Origin of the sequence: Halocynthiibacter sp. C4 (assembly GCF_028823805.1) — a bacterium.
GTDB classification, from domain to species: domain Bacteria; phylum Pseudomonadota; class Alphaproteobacteria; order Rhodobacterales; family Rhodobacteraceae; genus Falsihalocynthiibacter; species Falsihalocynthiibacter halioticoli.
This window is the reverse complement of sequence record NZ_JAPEIE010000001.1, coordinates 963,599-979,237: the sequence shown is the minus strand read 5'-3', so window position 1 is coordinate 979,237 and position 15,639 is coordinate 963,599. Positions and strand designations below refer to the sequence as shown.

The window sequence follows — 15,639 nt, the reverse complement described above, 5'->3', positions numbered from 1 at the left end:
TGATCTTCCGAAAACGGAAGTGATGTTAGTTGATCATCGTCAGCAGTTGATCGAGGCTTGCCTTCGCATCGCCATAGAACATCCGTGTGTTTTCTTTATAGAACAACGGGTTCTCGATACCGGAGTAGCCAGTACCCTGCCCGCGCTTGGACACGAACACCTGCTTGGCTTTCCAACACTCCAGAACCGGCATGCCGGCAATCGGGCTGTTTGGATCATCTTGTGCGGCTGGGTTCACGATGTCATTCGAACCAATCACGATGGCAACATCGGTTTCGGGGAAATCTTCGTTAATCTCGTCCATTTCAAGCACGATGTCATATGGCACTTTGGCTTCGGCCAAAAGCACGTTCATGTGGCCCGGCAAACGACCCGCAACAGGGTGAATCGCAAAGCGCACATTCTTGCCCTTGGCGCGCAGGCGCTTTGTCAGCTCGCTAACGCTTTGCTGAGCTTGTGCCACGGCCATACCATAGCCAGGAATGATGATGATGTTGTCCGCTTCTTCAAGTGCGGTAGCAACGCCATCTGCATCAATCGCGACTTGCTCACCTTCGACTTCCATCTGCGGCCCCGCAGCGCCACCAAAGCCACCGAGGATAACACTGATGAAGGAGCGGTTCATCGCCTTACACATGATATAAGAGAGGATCGCACCCGAAGAACCAACCAGCGCGCCTACAACGATCAGAAGGTCGTTGCCGAGCGAGAAACCAATCGCCGCCGCGGCCCAACCAGAATAGCTGTTAAGCATCGATACAACGACGGGCATATCCGCGCCGCCAATCCCCATGATGAGGTGATAGCCAATAAAGAAGGCTGCCAGCGTCATGATAAAGAGAGGCAAGATGCCGCCAGTGTTGAAGTACCAGACAAGGCAGACAAGCGACAAAATAGCGGCCGAAGCGTTCAGAACATGACCACCGGGGAGCTTTTGCGCCGCCGATGTGACCTTACCCGCCAGCTTGCCATAGGCAATAACCGAACCGGTGAACGTCACCGCACCGATAAAGATACCGAGGAACAATTCAATCCGCAGGATGTTTTGTTCAACCGGAGTTTTATGCGCAAGCAAAGCCGCAAACCCTTCGAGGCCGTGGCGTGCTGTCTCGTCCATCGACAAAACATTGCCAAGCTCGAGGTGCGCGTTATAGCCCACAAATACCGCCGCAAGACCAACAAGCGAGTGCATCGCCGCCACAAGCTGCGGCATCTCGGTCATCTGGACGCGTTGCGCGACATAGGTGCCGATCACGCCGCCAGCTACGATGAGAACGATCGACAGCACCCAGAGGCCAGACCCCGGCCCGACGAGCGTTGCAAAGACCGCCAGCGCCATGCCGACGATACCATACCAAACCGCGCGTTTCGCGCTTTCCTGTCCGGACAATCCGCCAAGGGACAGGATGAAAAGAACCGCCGCAACAACGTAAGCGGCTGTGGTGAAACCAAATTCCATGATCCCTACCCCCTTAAGATTTCTGGAACATGGCGAGCATACGCCGTGTCACGAGGAAGCCGCCGAAGATGTTAATTCCGGCCATGAAGATCGACAGAGCCGCCAACAGAATGACGAGGAACGATCCCGACCCGATCTGCATGAGCGCACCCAAAATAATGATCGACGAAATCGCATTGGTCACCGCCATAAGTGGCGTGTGAAGCGAGTGGCTGACGTTCCAGATCACTTGGAAACCGACGAATACGGCAAGAACGAACACGATGAAGTGCTGCATGAAGCTTGCTGGTGCGTAGAGACCGGCAAGAAGCATGAGCGCACCACCGACACCGAGCAACGTGAATTGCTGCTTGGTTTGAGCTTTGAATGCCGCAACTTCTTGGGCCTTTTTCTCTTCGGTTGTGAGTTCGGGCGCAGCCGGCTTCGGCTTGGCCGCCGCAATTGCTGCCACTTTGGGTGGCGGCGGCGGGAAGGTGATTTCACCTTCGTAGGTCACAGTCGCGCCGCGGATCACATCGTCTTCCATATCGTGGTTGATCTGACCGTCTTTTTCAGGTGTCAGATCGGACATCATATGGCGAATGTTGTTGGCATAGAGAGACGATGCCTGTGCCGCCATGCGCGATGGGAAGTCTGTGTAACCGATGATGGTTACGCCATTTTTCGTTACGATCTTCTCGTCCGCGACGGTCAGCTTACAGTTGCCGCCTTTTTCGGCTGCAAGGTCAACGATGACAGAGCCGTCTTTCATTGCTGCAACCATATCCTCGGTCCAAAGCTCTGGAGCTTCGCGGTTCGGGATAAGGGCGGTCGTAATCACGATATCGACTTCTGGCGCCAATTCGCGGAACTTCGCAAGCTGTGCTTCGCGGAATTCTGGCGAAGAAACAGAGGCATAGCCGCCAGTTGCGGCACCATCTTGCTGTTCTTCTTCAAAGTCGAGGTAAACAAATTCGGCCCCCATGGACTCGACCTGTTCCGCCACTTCTGGGCGCACATCGAACGCATAGGTAATCGCACCGAGGCTGGTGGCCGTTCCGATTGCGGCAAGTCCGGCAACACCGGCACCAACAACAAGAACCTTGGCTGGAGGCACTTTACCCGCCGCCGTCACCTGACCCGTAAAGAACCGGCCAAAATTGTTACCCGCTTCGATCACAGCGCGATAACCGGCGATGTTTGCCATGGAGCTTAGTGCATCCATCTTTTGCGCACGGCTGATGCGCGGCACCATTTCCATTGCGATAACATTGGCACCGGAAGACTTGGCAGCCTCCATACCATCGTCATTCGCAGCAGGGTTAAAGAAGGAAATCAGAGTTTTGTCTTTGGTCAGACGCTTAAGTTCCGTGGCATTTGGCTGGCGAACCTTGGCGATGATATCGCAGGCCTTCCACAATGCGGCGGCTCCGCGAATAACTTCAACGCCAGCTTCTTTATAAGCGGCATCAGAAAAACCAGCGCCCTTCCCCGCGCCCGCTTCGATCGCGCATTCGTATCCCAGCTTTTGCAACTGGAGCGCGCTTTCGGGCGTCATGGCAACGCGTGCCTCCCCCTCGAAAACTTCCTTCGGTGCTCCGATTTTCACAGCACTTTTCCCCTTTTCTCTATCTAAAACACAGGTTTTGAAATCTGTGGGCCGATCACCTCATATCTCGCGCAAGATTGTTTCTCAAGTTACCACCGCGGATTTCATAAAGATTCTCAATTGCCAAGATACGGATTCACTTGCCAAAGCCGCGATAGAAAGCCACGATGCGCAAGGTGTTAGAGGGTAAGATGTCTGATATTGCTCGGATAATAGGCTCACCGAACGGAAATGGCTCCATCGCAAGCGCGGCGCCAAAGGTGTTGCAACATTGCGTAGGCAAGGACGCCGTTTTCGCCAAGGTTTCCGCCAATGGGTTTGGTCGTTTCTTTTGCAATGACACGCGCAATGCTTCCCTAGCGTCAATTCGGAGGGCGTCATGACCCGAACGTACCGGCGCTACAAGGTAGAAGACGCCGAGCCGACCTATGCCGTGTTCTATCGCGCTATTCGTGAAGGAACCGCAGATTACTACAGCGAGGAACAACGCTCGGCCTGGGCCGCAAGCGAAGAGATGCGCCCTGGATGGCCGGAGCGTCTCGCGCAGACAGCCTGCTGGGTGGCCGAGGATGACGGCGAAGTGATCGGCTTTTTTACTCTGGAACAGGACGGCCACATTGATCTTGTGTTCGTTTTGCCGGAATACCACGGCACCGATGTCGCTGGGGCGCTTTATGACCTTATCTTAGTGGATGCACACGCCCTCGGCCTACAGCGCCTGTTCACCGAAGCCAGTCGCATGGCACAGCCCTTCTTTGCCAAACGAGGCTGGCATATAACCAGCCGCGAAACCATTGTGCGCGAAGGCGTTGAGCTTGACCGATACAATATGGCGCGCGATCTCTTTTAGGCCGCCTTATGTTTTTGCGGCCCAATCGCGCACCGCATCCCCGAACGCGCCGAACAACTTCCGGGAAACCCTATCGTTTTCTGCGTTCCACTCCGGATGCCACTGAACCGAAAGCGTAAAACCGGGCGCGTCCTTTATATAGAGGGCCTCGGGCGTACCATCCGGTGCGTGGCCGTCAACAATCACGCGCGGGCCTGCGACCTTGATACCCTGTCCATGCAGCGTATTGGTCATCACTTGGCGCGCACCAAGGAGCTGCTCGAATGGGCCGTCATCGCTGAATGTTACAACATGGCGAAGCGCAAACTTCTCTTCAAGCGTACCATCGGGCGGCATACGGTGATTGTCCCGTCCTTCAAGATCCCTGATTTCCGGATGAAGCGAACCGCCCATAGCGACGTTCACTTCCTGAAATCCACGACAAACGCCAAAAATGGGTTGGCCGCGCTCTACACATGCGCGAATGAGCGGAAGCGTAAGCGAGTCTCGTGCGCGATCAAAAAGGCCATGCGCCTCGGTTTCTTCTTCGCCATATTCTTCGGGGTGCACATTTGGTCGCCCCCCTGTGAACATAAAACCATCGCAACACGCGAGCAGGTCTTCGATCTCTACCAGATCTGAATCCGAAGGCACCATCAACGGAACACACCCCGAAACTTTGGCGATTGCTTCGGAATTCATGGAACCGGACGCATGGGCCGGATACTCGTCATTAATAAGAAACCGGTTCCCGATGATACCGACGACTGGTCGCGCCATACTGCCTCGCTTGTTTGCTTCAGAGCTCTATACCACGGCGCAGCAGTTGGATAACTGCAAGATTATGCGCGGAAACGCACAGTCGGCGCGGCTCACATTTTTAATACCGCACAGAGATCAATAGCAAATCGCAAAGAAGCTTGTTGAGGAAACGAAAACGGGGAAGCCACAAGCTCCCCCGTCTTTGCACAATTTATCTGCAACTATGCCTGTGCTTTAAGCTCCAGACGACGTGCGTGCAGCACGGGCTCGGTATACCCCGAAGGCTGGACACGCCCTTTAAACACAAGGTCACAGGCCGCTTGGAACGCGATGCCATCGAAGTTCGGCGCCATTGGCGTATAAGTCGGGTCGCCCGCATTCTGACCATCGACCACGGCAGCCATCTTCTGCATCGCGGCCATAACCTGCGGTTCGCTCACAACTCCGTGGTGCAGCCAGTTTGCCAAAGCTTGGCTCGAAATCCGGCAAGTGGCGCGGTCTTCCATCAGGCCAACGTTGTTGATGTCCGGCACCTTGGAACAACCAACACCGGCATCGATCCAACGAACAACATAGCCAAGGATACCTTGGGCATTGTTCTCGATCTCTGCCTGAATTTCCTCTTCGCTCCAGTTTTGCCTATCCGCAGTCGGGATCGTAAGTAGCGCCGCGAGTGTGCCGCGCGGCCCGCCCGCTTTGATCTCGTCCTGACGCGCAAAAACATCAATCTCGTGGTAATGGGTGGCATGAAGCGTTGCTGCTGTCGGGCTTGGCACCCATGCGCAGTTCGCGCCCGCTTTGGGATGACCGGATTTCGCTGCAAGCATATCCGCCATCATGTCGGGCATCGCCCACATGCCTTTGCCGATTTGCGCCTTGCCCTGCAACCCGCAAGCCAAGCCGATATCTACGTTGCGGTCCTCATAGGACAGGATCCAAGGCGTTGTTTTCATGTCGCCTTTCTTGAGAAACGGCCCTGCTTCCATCGACGTGTGGATTTCATCGCCCGTGCGATCAAGGAAGCCTGTGTTGATAAAGGCAACGCGGCTCTTGGCGGCACGAATACATTCCTTGAGGTTTACAGATGTGCGGCGCTCTTCGTCCATAATACCGAGTTTGACGGTGTTCTTTGGAAGGCCAAGCGTGCCCTCAACCGCTGTGAAAATCTCATCTGCAAAGGCAACCTCTTCTGGCCCGTGCATCTTTGGCTTCACCACATAGACAGAGCCGTGCAACGAGTTGCCGCTATCTTTCTTCAGGTCGTGAATGGCGATCAATGTGGTGATCATCGCATCCATCAACCCCTCGCCCGCTTCGTTTCCGTCTTTGTCGAGGATCGCAGGATTGGTCATCAGGTGCCCGACATTACGAACGAGCATGAGAGAGCGGCCTTTTAGTTTAAGATCCGAACCATCAGGCGCAACAAACTCGATATCGTCAGCAAGTACACGCTCAAAGGTTTTCCCGCCTTTGGTCACGGTTTCGGATAGGTTGCCCTGCATCAATCCGAGCCAATTGGAATAGGCAAGCACTTTGTCTTCTGCATCCACAGCAGCGACCGAGTCCTCGCAATCCATGATGGTTGAGATCGCGCTCTCTAGGATTACATCTGCGATCCCCGCAGGGTCGGTTGCACCGATCTGGTGGGATTTGTCGATCACGACGCGAATGTGTAGGCCGTTTTTGACAAACAGAACCTCGGACCCATCCGCCTTGGCGCCAGCAAACTGTGCTGCATTCTCAAGCTCAACATTTCCGCCTTCGGTCGCAAAGCTAACCTTGCCGTCATCAACACTTATGCCAGTGACATCGGCCCATTTCGCGCCCGCGAGCGGGACGGTGGCATCAAGATGTGCCTTTGCTGCGGCAACAACCTGTGCGCCGCGCTCTGGGTCGAAACCGCCAACAGTCGGCAGGCTGCCCAGCGCATCCGTGCCGTAGTACGCATCATAGAGGCTTCCCCACCGCGCATTCGCGGCGTTAAGAGCAAAGCGTGCGTTCATGATCGGAACCACAAGCTGCGGCCCAGCAATCGTGGCGATTTCCGGATCAACGTTCGCCGTATCAATGGAGAAATCTTCGCCTTCTTCAACGAGATAGCCAATGCTGCGCAGGAAGGCTTCATATTCAACCGGATCATGAGACTGGCCGCGGTGCTCAACATGCCAACGATCAATCTGATCCTGAATCTCGGCGCGTTTTTCAAGCAAAGCGCGGTTCTTCGGGCCTTTCTCGTGGATAAGGCCAGAAAGGCCATCCCAAAACACCGCAGGCTCAACCCCTGTTCCGACAATGGCGCGCGTTTCGATAAACTCTGCCAATTCCAGCGCGACCTGAAGTCCCGCTCTCTCTACATACTGCGCCATCGTGCAACTCCTGAATATGTTTGCGCAAAACCTATGGGCTTTCACCTGTGATGGCAAGATTTGCGGTCAAAACTCTTTACCAATTTTCGGGAAAGGTTTTTTCGGATTTTCAACAGAATAGGAAAACAGTTTATGCCAATTGCTTGCAGCTTTCGGCGAATTGCGGTCAACCTTGGCCAAGCAGTAAGGAAAGACGCCATGACCAACGAAGCTCCGCAGAAAATCTATCTCGCCGATTACAAACCCTTCCCGTTTCTGATTGATGGGGTGGAGTTGAACTTTGATCTCGCGCCGCGCGCCACGCGGGTCAAAAGCAAGATCAATTTCCGCCCCAATCCAGACAGTGACTCACGTGAGTTTTTCCTACATGGCGAAAACCTGAAGCTCATCTCTGCAAAGATTGACGGTAAAGAGATCTCTCCTGAAGTTACCGATCTTGGACTAACTGCAGATGTGCCAGATGCGCCGTTTGTATTTGAAGCCGTGGTCGAGATTTCGCCCGAAACCAATACCGCACTTGAGGGGCTTTATATGTCCGGCGGCATGTATTGCACCCAATGCGAGGCCGAGGGATTCCGAAAAATCACTTACTATCCCGACCGCCCAGACGTGATGGCAAAGTTCAAGGTTCGCATTCAAGGGAGCGAAAGCGTGCTGCTCTCCAACGGGAATCCGGTTGAACAAGGCGAAGGCTTTGCAGAATGGCACGATCCATGGCCCAAACCCGCCTACCTCTTTGCGCTAGTTGCCGGAAACCTTGTGGCACACCCAGATAGCTTCACCACAAATAGCGGCAAAGAGGTGGAGCTCAACATCTATGTTCGCCCCGGAGATGAAGGAAAATGCGCCTTCGGAATGGGAGCGCTCAAACGCTCTATGACGTGGGATGAAGAGGTTTATGGCCGCGAGTACGACTTGGACATTTTCAACATCGTGGCCGTGGATGACTTCAATATGGGCGCAATGGAGAACAAAGGCTTGAACATTTTCAACTCTTCCTGCGTTCTGGCCAGTCCCGAAACCGCAACCGACGCGAATTTCGAGCGGATCGAAGGGATCATTGCCCACGAATACTTTCACAACTGGACAGGCAACCGCATTACCTGCCGAGATTGGTTCCAGCTTTGTTTGAAAGAAGGACTGACAGTTTTCCGTGACCAGCAATTCACCAGCGACATGCGCAGCCGCGCGGTGAAGCGGATTGACGATGTGATAACACTTCGCGCTCGTCAGTTCCGAGAAGACAACGGACCGCTGGCGCATCCTGTGCGCCCAGAGAGCTTTGTCGAAATCAACAATTTCTATACGGCTACGGTCTATGACAAAGGCGCTGAAATTATCGGAATGCTCAAGCGGCTTGTTGGGGATGAAAACTATAAACGTGCACTTGATCTCTATTTCGAACGTCATGACGGCGAGGCCGCGACGATTGAAGATTGGCTCAAGGTATTTGAAGACACGACGGGGCGCGATCTTTCACAATTCGCACTGTGGTATTCGCAAGCGGGCACACCGCGCCTCAAGGTGAGCGAAGCGTTCGAGGACGGCACCTATATCCTGACTTTCAAACAGGAAACGCCTCCTACTCCAGGCCAGCCAGAAAAAGACCCGCGCGTTATTCCGATCGCTGTTGGTTTGCTCAACCCCAACGGCGACGAAGTCCGCGAGACTTGCATGCTGGAAATGACAGAAGAGGAACAAAGCTTCCGCTTCTCTGGCCTCGCCGCAAAGCCCATTCCTTCTATCCTGCGCGAGTTTTCCGCTCCTGTGATCCTTGAGCGCGAAACAACAAACGCCGAACGCGCCTTCCTCCTCGCCCATGACACTGATCCGTTCAACAAATGGGAAGCTGGCCGTGCCTTGGCCAAAGATACAATCACGCGCATGCTGACCGACGACAGCACAGTTGGCAGTGATCTTTTGGATGCCATTTCCAAAGTGCTGCGCGATGACAGCCTAGATCCCGCGTTCCGCGCACTTGTCCTTGCGCTGCCCAGCGCGGATGACATTGCCCAAACGCTCTTTGATGCGGGCCATACTCCAGACCCAAGCCGCATTCACACCGCGCTTGAGACAGTTGCGCTCTCTTATGCAACGCACCTGCAAGACGTGCTGCCCAAAATCTATGCCGACATGCATGTGGACGGCCCCTATTCTCCGGATGCGGAGCCTGCTGGCAAACGTGCGCTTCAGGGCGCGGTTCTTTCGTTATTGTCGCGACTTGATGGTGGCAATCAAGCGCGGGCGCAATTTGCGGCGGCTGACAATATGACCCAGCAACTTCAAGCACTTGCCTGCCTCCTGCGGATTGATCGCGGGCGCGAACAACTTGCGGCCTTTGAGGAACAGTGGAAAGACGACCGGCTTGTCATGGACAAATGGTTCAACCTGCAAACCGCGCTCGCCGCGCCTGAAGCCGCTGTTCAAACCACAGAAGCTCTTACTAAACACGCCGCGTTTGATTGGAAAAATCCCAACCGCTTCCGCGCAACGCTGGGCGGGCTGACTGGCAACATGGCTGGCTTCCATTCACCAGACGGCAGCGGCTATCGGCTAGTTGCGGATTGGCTCATTAAACTTGACGCCGCAAATCCCCAAACCACTGCCCGCATGAGCACCTGCTTTGACAGTTGGCGGCGCTATGATGCCGACCGTCAAGCGCTCATCAAGGCAGAGCTGAGCCGCATTCTCGCAACTCCGAAACTCTCGCGGGATACGACAGAGATGGTTACCCGCATTTTAGGAGACTGATATGGACGAACGGCGCAACCTTTTGATCACTGGCGCAAGCGATGGGATTGGTGCGGAAACGGCCAAACTCGCTGCGGCGCGCGGTTACAACATCGGAATTGGATACCGCACTGATAAAAAGGGCGCCGAAGAAACCGCCCGTGCAGCAGAAGCACTGGGGGCAAAAACGGTCTTGCTACAAGGCGATATCTCGGTCGAGGCAGACATCCAAAAGGTGTTTGCGACGTTCACCTCGGAACTTGGGCAGCTTGATGCATTGGTAAATAACGCTGGCATTGTCGGGCCGAGTATACGGGTCGAGGACATGAGCCGCGCACGCCTGGATCAAATGTTCGCGGTGAATACTATCGGCCCGATGCAATGCGCCCAGACCGCCGTTCGCCTTATGGCACATCGCTATGGCGGCAAAGGCGGCGTGATCGTTAATGTATCTTCGGTTGCCGCACTGCTTGGAAGTCCGAATGAATACGCGGATTACGCCGCTGCAAAAGCCGCGTTAGATGCGTTCACAATCGGGCTGGCCAAAGAGAACGCCCGCGAGGGTATTCGCGTAAATGCGGTTCGCCCTGGCGTTACACGAACAAAAATCCACGCAAAAGGCGGCGAGGAAGGCCGCGAAGACCGCATTGCGCCGATGGTTCCCATGGGACGCCCGGGCGAAGCGCAAGAAATCGCAGAAGCGATACTGTATCTGCTGTCGGACGCCTCATCGTATATGACCGGCAGCTTCCTTGACGTCACAGGCGGGCGGTAATTATTCGCAATAGCTTTGGCGGCTCGTCCATTTACGCATGTCCGCGGTACGGGAGGCGCTGCTGAATGGTCCCCAGTCGGCAGCAACTCCGCCGCGCCTGCCATTCTCTTTCGCGGCAACCACGCCATCGCGTGGCACGGTCTCTGCCCAAATGCGAATAGCGCAGGAGAGGTTGGCGGAGCCGTTTTTGAGCTCCTCACCGCTTTTCGCATCGCAACCATATCCGCGCGCCGTTGCCGGAGCGATTTGGACAAGGCCGAACCAACGTCCGCCCCCACCGACGGCTTTTGGATTCCACGTGCTTTCCCATTTCGCCAGCGCCGACATCAGACCTACCCAAAACTGGGCCCGCTGGCTTTCACTGTTTTCTGCGTAGGCAGGGCACCATTGGTGGATGTCAGCGGGGATTGTTTTCGGCAGGACCGCGCCGTGCGTTTGCAAAGCGTTCAATGTTGTTTCGGTCCAGACATCACCGCTCGGCAGGTGGTCCCATCGCGCGACACTTGGTTTGAATTCACCAGAGTCCGCAGCATTCCCCATGAACCCGCCTTCGCCGCACCCAACCAAAACAGCTAGAACAACACCACATCCGAGCATCTTAGCCCGTTTTGTCAATCCGCCAATGCGCTGCATCCGCAAACTCCTCTTGAATTACCGGCAAAAGAAACACCAGATCACAAACCGGATGCAATCGACTTTTCGTTTCCCGCGTATAGCTTGCGGAAACACGCGCAAAATAGCGGCGATCCTCTTGCCTCGCTTGGGCGGCTGATCTAGATAGGCTTGAACTGAGAAAAATGCGGCCTGTTGGCCTATCAACAGGCGGTTGCCGAGGGAAAACCACATGCTCGACCTGACCTATACAACGCCCAAAGTCAAAACAATCGCGGGCGCCAAGCACGATTGGGAACTTGTGATCGGAATGGAAATCCACGCACAGGTCGCCAGCAATGCCAAGCTATTCTCCGGCGCGAGCACCACTTTCGGCGCAGAGCCGAACTCTAATGTTGCCTTCGTTGACGCCGCGATGCCAGGCATGCTCCCAGTGATTAACGAATATTGCGTAGAACAAGCCGTGCGCACGGGGCTTGGCCTTAAAGCGGATATCAACCTTTACTCTGCCTTCGACCGCAAAAACTATTTCTACCCTGACCTTCCTCAAGGGTATCAGATCAGCCAGCTTTACCACCCCATCGTTGGCGAAGGCGAAGTTCTGGTTGAAATGGGCAATGGCGAAGCGCGCCTTGTGCGGATCGAGCGTATCCACCTTGAGCAAGACGCCGGCAAATCCATCCACGATATGGACCCCGCAATGAGCTTTGTGGACCTTAACCGCACAGGCGTTGCATTGATGGAAATCGTCAGCCGCCCCGACATTCGCGGCCCCGAAGAAGCTGCTGCCTATGTGATGAAGCTGCGCCAGTTGCTGCGCTATCTCGGTACCTGTGACGGCAACATGCAAAACGGTAACATGCGCGCGGATGTTAACGTCTCTGTTTGCCGCCCGGGGCAGTACGAAAAATATCAGGAAACGCAAGATTTCAGCCACCTCGGAACCCGCTGCGAAATCAAGAACATGAACTCCATGCGCTTTATCCAGATGGCAATTGATTACGAGGCCAAGCGTCAGATTGCCATTCTTGAAAGCGGCGGCGAAATCGATCAGGAAACCCGCCTCTATGACGCGGACAAGAACGAAACACGCTCTATGCGCTCCAAAGAGGAAGCGCATGATTACCGGTATTTCCCCTGCCCTGACCTACTTCCGCTCGAAATCGAGCAAGACTGGGTAGATGGCATAAAAGAAAGCCTCCCAGAGCTTCCAGACGAGAAAAAAGCGCGCTTTATGAGCGACTTCGGCCTGACAGACTATGACGCAAGTGTTCTGACCGCCGAAGCCGAAAATGCTGCTTTCTTTGAGAAGGTCGCCGAGGGCCAAGACGGCAAACTCGCAGCAAACTGGGTGATCAACGAGCTCTTTGGCCGTCTCAAGAAAGACGACAAGGATATCAATTCCTGCCCCGTCACACCTGAGCAGCTTGGCGCGATCATCGGATTGATCACCAAAGGCGATATTTCAGGCAAGATCGCCAAAGACCTCTTTGAGATCGTCTATACCGAAGGTGGCGACCCCGCAAAGATCGTGGAAGAGCGCGGCATGAAGCAGGTCACCGATATGGGCGCAATCGAAGCCGCAGTGGACCAGATTATTGCCGATAACCCAGCGCAGGTTGAGAAAGCCAAAGCCAACCCGAAACTGGCCGGTTGGTTCGTCGGACAGGTTATGAAAGCGACTGGCGGCAAGGCGAACCCGAAAGCGGTCAACGAGATCGTTTCCAAGAAACTCGCAGGCTAAGTTACGCGCCGTTCCGCCCGTCGGAGCGGCCGAAACACTTGAGTTTTTCGGTAAATCCTTTAGGGACTTCACATCTTCAACGGAGTGACACCAAAGATGACTGCCTTTGAATACAAGATCGTTCCTGCCCCGCAGAAAGGCCTCAAAGGCAAAGGGATGCGTACTACCGAAGCCCGCTTTGCCAATGCACTCACTGACGAAGTGAACAAAATGGCGCGTGAAGGCTGGGAGTATCTGCGCTCAGAGACATTGCCCTGTGTCGAGCGATCGACCCTCGGCACCAAGTCAAATTCGTTTCAATCCGTCCTCGTATTTCGTCGCGAAGCAACAGCAGAAAACGAAAATAAGCTTGCTGCCCCCGAACGCGGAAAATCGCTCTTTGCACCCTTTGGCAAATCCGTTGGCCCTGCGACCGCACCCGAACCTGCCGCAATCGCCAAACTGTCAAACGACGAAGATAGCAGCAAAGAAGACAGCGCAGAAACCGACACGGATGAAGCCGAAGTAGAAAGCGATGACGCCGCTACTGACGACAAAAAAGCCAACAAAGACGGCGAAAAGTCAGCCTGAGATATCAAGCGCTAAGGCGTGAATGCGTGAAACAATATCAGAACCGAGCGCCTTATGAACGGCGCGGTGACGGTTGATACGCGACATTTCTGCAAACTCGGACGCCTTGATCACAATTCGAAAGTGACTCTCGCCTGATCCATCGTCTCCTGCGTGTCCAGCGTGCAGGTGGCTTTCGTTGATCACCTCAAGCGTGTCCGGCGCAAAGGCGGCTGTAAGTTTTTCGTGAATTTTTTCTGCGATTGCCATTTTTCCACCTTTTCCGCTTCAACTTGCTGGCCAAAACACTAAACTCTCTGCTCCGAGTCGCGAATTGGCTCAGGCACAGGTTGGACACGGCCGTTGTAGGCCACAAAGTTTTAGGACGCCAGCATGAAGAAAGACGATCCCTTCGGGTTTGACATGAGCGTTTCTTCCGACAAGAAAAAACGCACCAGAGGGCGGCGCGGCATGTCTGGCGCCTTTGAAACCTCTACGCGCAAATGCGAGCATCCTGGTTGCGAGGAAGTCGGCAAGTATCGCGCGCCACGCTCGCCCGATCACCTCGACGAATATCTTTGGTTCTGTAAGGACCACGTGCGGGAATTTAACCTCAAGTGGAACTTCTTTAACGGTGCCACAGAGGAAGAGATCGAGAAGCAGCTCGGCAAAGATCGTGTCTGGGAACGCGAGACAAAGCCGCTCGGCAAAAAATCTGCCGAGCAGCGCGCATGGGAACGCCTTGGCATCGATGATCCGCATCAGGTTCTGGGCGAGAACGCCACACGCAATCCCGGCAAATCTATTACTGGTACACGCCGCCTGCCCCCGACCGAACGCAAGGCCATCGAAATTCTCGAGGCCAAAGATCATTGGACCAAGGCAGAAATCCGCAAAGCTTACAAAAAGCTTATCAAAATCCTTCACCCTGACATGAACGGCGGCGACCGTTCAGACGAGGAGCGTTTGCAGGAAGTGGTTTGGGCATGGGACCAGATCAAAGACAGCCGCGTATTCAAAGATTAGGCGCGTCATACGCCACACACCAACCAAAGGGTCGCACAATGTTGCGGCCCTTTTTCATAGTGTACCGTAGTTTCACGGCGTCATGCAGAGATTGACGCCGATAAATCCGCGCCGCCCTTGCACGTCACTTGATTTTCAAGCACAACACCTCTTGAAAACGAGGCGCGCGCGGCGTGAATTTCAAGGAAACAGACGATGGCGGACGGAGCAATGGATCAAAACGTAAAACCAACAGAAGAGATCTCGGTACGCGATGTCTTTGGAATTGACAGCGACATGATTGTTAAGGGCTTTGCCGAGAAAACCGACCGTGTGCCAGAGCTCGACAGCACCTATAAGTTTGATCCCGACACCACGCTCGCCATTCTCGCTGGTTTTGCGCATAACCGCCGTGTGATGATCCAAGGTTACCACGGCACAGGTAAATCAACCCATATTGAACAAGTTGCCGCGCGCCTCAACTGGCCATCTGTGCGTGTGAACCTCGATAGCCACATCAGCCGGATCGACCTTATTGGTAAAGATGCGATCAAACTTAAAGACGGCAAACAGGTTACGGAATTTCAGGAAGGTATCCTGCCTTGGGCGCTCCGCACCAATACCGCGATTGTCTTTGATGAATACGACGCAGGCCGCGCGGACGTAATGTTCGTCATCCAGCGGGTGCTTGAAGCAGACGGCAAGCTCACTTTGCTTGACCAGAACAAGGTGATCACACCGCATCCCTATTTCCGTATTTTCGCCACCGCAAACACCGTTGGCCTCGGCGATACAACCGGCCTTTACCACGGCACCCAGCAGATCAACCAAGGCCAGATGGACCGTTGGTCGCTTGTTGCCACGCTGAACTATCTTAGCCACGATGCCGAAGCGAACATCGTGATTGCCAAGAACCCTGCTTACAACACGGACAAGGGCCGCAAGACGATCTCACAAATGGTGACCGTTGCTGACCTTACCCGAACGGCGTTTATGAACGGCGAGCTTTCCACCGTCATGAGCCCACGGACCGTGCTGGCGTGGGCGCAAAACGCTCAGATTTTCCGCAGCGTTGGATATGCCTTCCGCTTGAGCTTCCTCAACAAATGCGACGAGCTTGAGCGCCAGACAGTTGCTGAATTCTATCAGCGTTGTTTTGACGAGGAACTCCCAGAGAGCGCCGCAAGCATGAGCCTCGGATGAGCGCACCCATGCATAAT

General features: G+C 54.7%; 13 protein-coding genes. 7 read left to right on the top strand and 6 right to left on the bottom strand.

The features are described from left to right. Window positions 1–25: 25 nt before the first annotated feature. Together OU789_RS04770 and OU789_RS04765 are read right to left on the bottom strand one after the other, a co-directional pair. Window positions 26–1,459, bottom strand: a complete 1,434-nt coding sequence (locus OU789_RS04770; RefSeq protein ID WP_263953582.1) for an NAD(P)(+) transhydrogenase (Re/Si-specific) subunit beta — start codon at window positions 1,457–1,459, stop codon at window positions 26–28. A gap of 13 nt (window positions 1,460–1,472) precedes the next feature. Then, window positions 1,473–3,047, bottom strand: coding sequence for a Re/Si-specific NAD(P)(+) transhydrogenase subunit alpha (locus OU789_RS04765; protein WP_274653762.1), 1,575 nt, complete (start codon window positions 3,045–3,047; stop codon window positions 1,473–1,475). A 379-nt stretch (window positions 3,048–3,426) separates the two neighbouring features. Here OU789_RS04765 and OU789_RS04760 point away from each other — a divergent pair, with 379 nt between their 5' ends. Next, on the top strand, window positions 3,427–3,897 hold the full coding sequence (locus OU789_RS04760) for a GNAT family N-acetyltransferase (RefSeq protein ID WP_263953584.1): 471 nt from the start codon (window positions 3,427–3,429) through the stop codon (window positions 3,895–3,897). A gap of 6 nt (window positions 3,898–3,903) precedes the next feature. Here OU789_RS04760 and OU789_RS04755 read toward each other — a convergent pair whose 3' ends face one another. After that, window positions 3,904–4,656 (bottom strand): gamma-glutamyl-gamma-aminobutyrate hydrolase family protein, encoded by a 753-nt coding sequence (locus OU789_RS04755; protein WP_274653759.1) that lies wholly within the window; start codon window positions 4,654–4,656, stop codon window positions 3,904–3,906. 203 nt (window positions 4,657–4,859) lie between these two features. Continuing rightward, window positions 4,860–7,004, bottom strand: coding sequence for a malate synthase G (locus OU789_RS04750; protein WP_274653757.1), 2,145 nt, complete (start codon window positions 7,002–7,004; stop codon window positions 4,860–4,862). Between the two features lie 198 nt (window positions 7,005–7,202). Here OU789_RS04750 and pepN point away from each other — a divergent pair, with 198 nt between their 5' ends. Continuing rightward, window positions 7,203–9,755 carry an aminopeptidase N gene (gene pepN, locus OU789_RS04745; RefSeq protein ID WP_274653755.1) on the top strand — a complete coding sequence of 851 codons (2,553 nt, stop codon included), beginning with the start codon at window positions 7,203–7,205 and terminating at the stop codon, window positions 9,753–9,755. A 1-nt stretch (window position 9,756) separates the two neighbouring features. Continuing rightward, window positions 9,757–10,509, top strand: a complete 753-nt coding sequence (locus tag OU789_RS04740; RefSeq protein WP_274653754.1) for an SDR family oxidoreductase — start codon at window positions 9,757–9,759, stop codon at window positions 10,507–10,509. Here the strand turns inward: OU789_RS04740 and OU789_RS04735 are convergent, their stop codons facing one another. Beyond that, complete coding sequence (locus tag OU789_RS04735) at window positions 10,510–11,049, bottom strand: lytic transglycosylase domain-containing protein (RefSeq protein WP_446719165.1); 540 nt, start codon at window positions 11,047–11,049, stop codon at window positions 10,510–10,512. A gap of 304 nt (window positions 11,050–11,353) precedes the next feature. On the opposite strand from OU789_RS04735, the gene gatB reads away from it, so the two are divergent. Together gatB and OU789_RS04725 are read left to right on the top strand one after the other, a co-directional pair. After that, the gene (gatB, locus tag OU789_RS04730) at window positions 11,354–12,865 is read left to right on the top strand and encodes an Asp-tRNA(Asn)/Glu-tRNA(Gln) amidotransferase subunit GatB (RefSeq protein ID WP_263953590.1); all 1,512 of its coding nucleotides are present in this window, start codon (window positions 11,354–11,356) and stop codon (window positions 12,863–12,865) included. Window positions 12,866–12,961: 96 nt separating this feature from the next. Next, window positions 12,962–13,435: a DUF4177 domain-containing protein gene (locus OU789_RS04725; protein WP_274653749.1), complete on the top strand. Its 474-nt coding sequence runs from the start codon at window positions 12,962–12,964 to the stop codon at window positions 13,433–13,435. Here the strand turns inward: OU789_RS04725 and OU789_RS04720 are convergent. Then, window positions 13,427–13,684, bottom strand: coding sequence for a BolA family protein (locus OU789_RS04720; RefSeq protein WP_274653747.1), 258 nt, complete (start codon window positions 13,682–13,684; stop codon window positions 13,427–13,429). The two genes, OU789_RS04725 and OU789_RS04720, sit on opposite strands and share 9 nt — an antisense overlap. Window positions 13,685–13,807: 123 nt before the next feature. Between OU789_RS04720 and OU789_RS04715 the strand changes: the two genes are divergently transcribed. Continuing rightward, window positions 13,808–14,440: a J domain-containing protein gene (locus tag OU789_RS04715; protein ID WP_263953593.1), complete on the top strand. Its 633-nt coding sequence runs from the start codon at window positions 13,808–13,810 to the stop codon at window positions 14,438–14,440. 195 nt (window positions 14,441–14,635) lie between these two features. Next, a complete protein-coding gene (cobS, locus tag OU789_RS04710; protein WP_274653745.1) occupies window positions 14,636–15,622 on the top strand; it encodes a cobaltochelatase subunit CobS in 987 nt (328 codons plus the stop codon). Window positions 15,623–15,639: the final 17 nt, after the last annotated feature.

Bases quoted from the DNA above. Each gene is read 5' to 3' on its own strand.
- OU789_RS04750 (WP_274653757.1), bottom strand. From the start codon at position 7,004: ATGGCGCAGTATGTAGAGAGAGCGGGACTTCAGGTCGCGCTGGAATTG.
- OU789_RS04740 (WP_274653754.1), top strand. From the start codon at position 9,757: ATGGACGAACGGCGCAACCTTTTGATCACTGGCGCAAGCGATGGGATT.
- OU789_RS04715 (WP_263953593.1), top strand. From the start codon at position 13,808: ATGAAGAAAGACGATCCCTTCGGGTTTGACATGAGCGTTTCTTCCGAC.
- OU789_RS04725 (WP_274653749.1), top strand. From the start codon at position 12,962: ATGACTGCCTTTGAATACAAGATCGTTCCTGCCCCGCAGAAAGGCCTC.
- OU789_RS04770 (WP_263953582.1), bottom strand. From the start codon at position 1,459: ATGGAATTTGGTTTCACCACAGCCGCTTACGTTGTTGCGGCGGTTCTT.
- OU789_RS04760 (WP_263953584.1), top strand. From the start codon at position 3,427: ATGACCCGAACGTACCGGCGCTACAAGGTAGAAGACGCCGAGCCGACC.
- OU789_RS04720 (WP_274653747.1), bottom strand. From the start codon at position 13,684: ATGGCAATCGCAGAAAAAATTCACGAAAAACTTACAGCCGCCTTTGCG.
- OU789_RS04755 (WP_274653759.1), bottom strand. From the start codon at position 4,656: ATGGCGCGACCAGTCGTCGGTATCATCGGGAACCGGTTTCTTATTAAT.
- cobS (WP_274653745.1), top strand. From the start codon at position 14,636: ATGGCGGACGGAGCAATGGATCAAAACGTAAAACCAACAGAAGAGATC.
- gatB (WP_263953590.1), top strand. From the start codon at position 11,354: ATGCTCGACCTGACCTATACAACGCCCAAAGTCAAAACAATCGCGGGC.
- pepN (WP_274653755.1), top strand. From the start codon at position 7,203: ATGACCAACGAAGCTCCGCAGAAAATCTATCTCGCCGATTACAAACCC.
- OU789_RS04735 (WP_446719165.1), bottom strand. From the start codon at position 11,049: ATGGGGAATGCTGCGGACTCTGGTGAATTCAAACCAAGTGTCGCGCGA.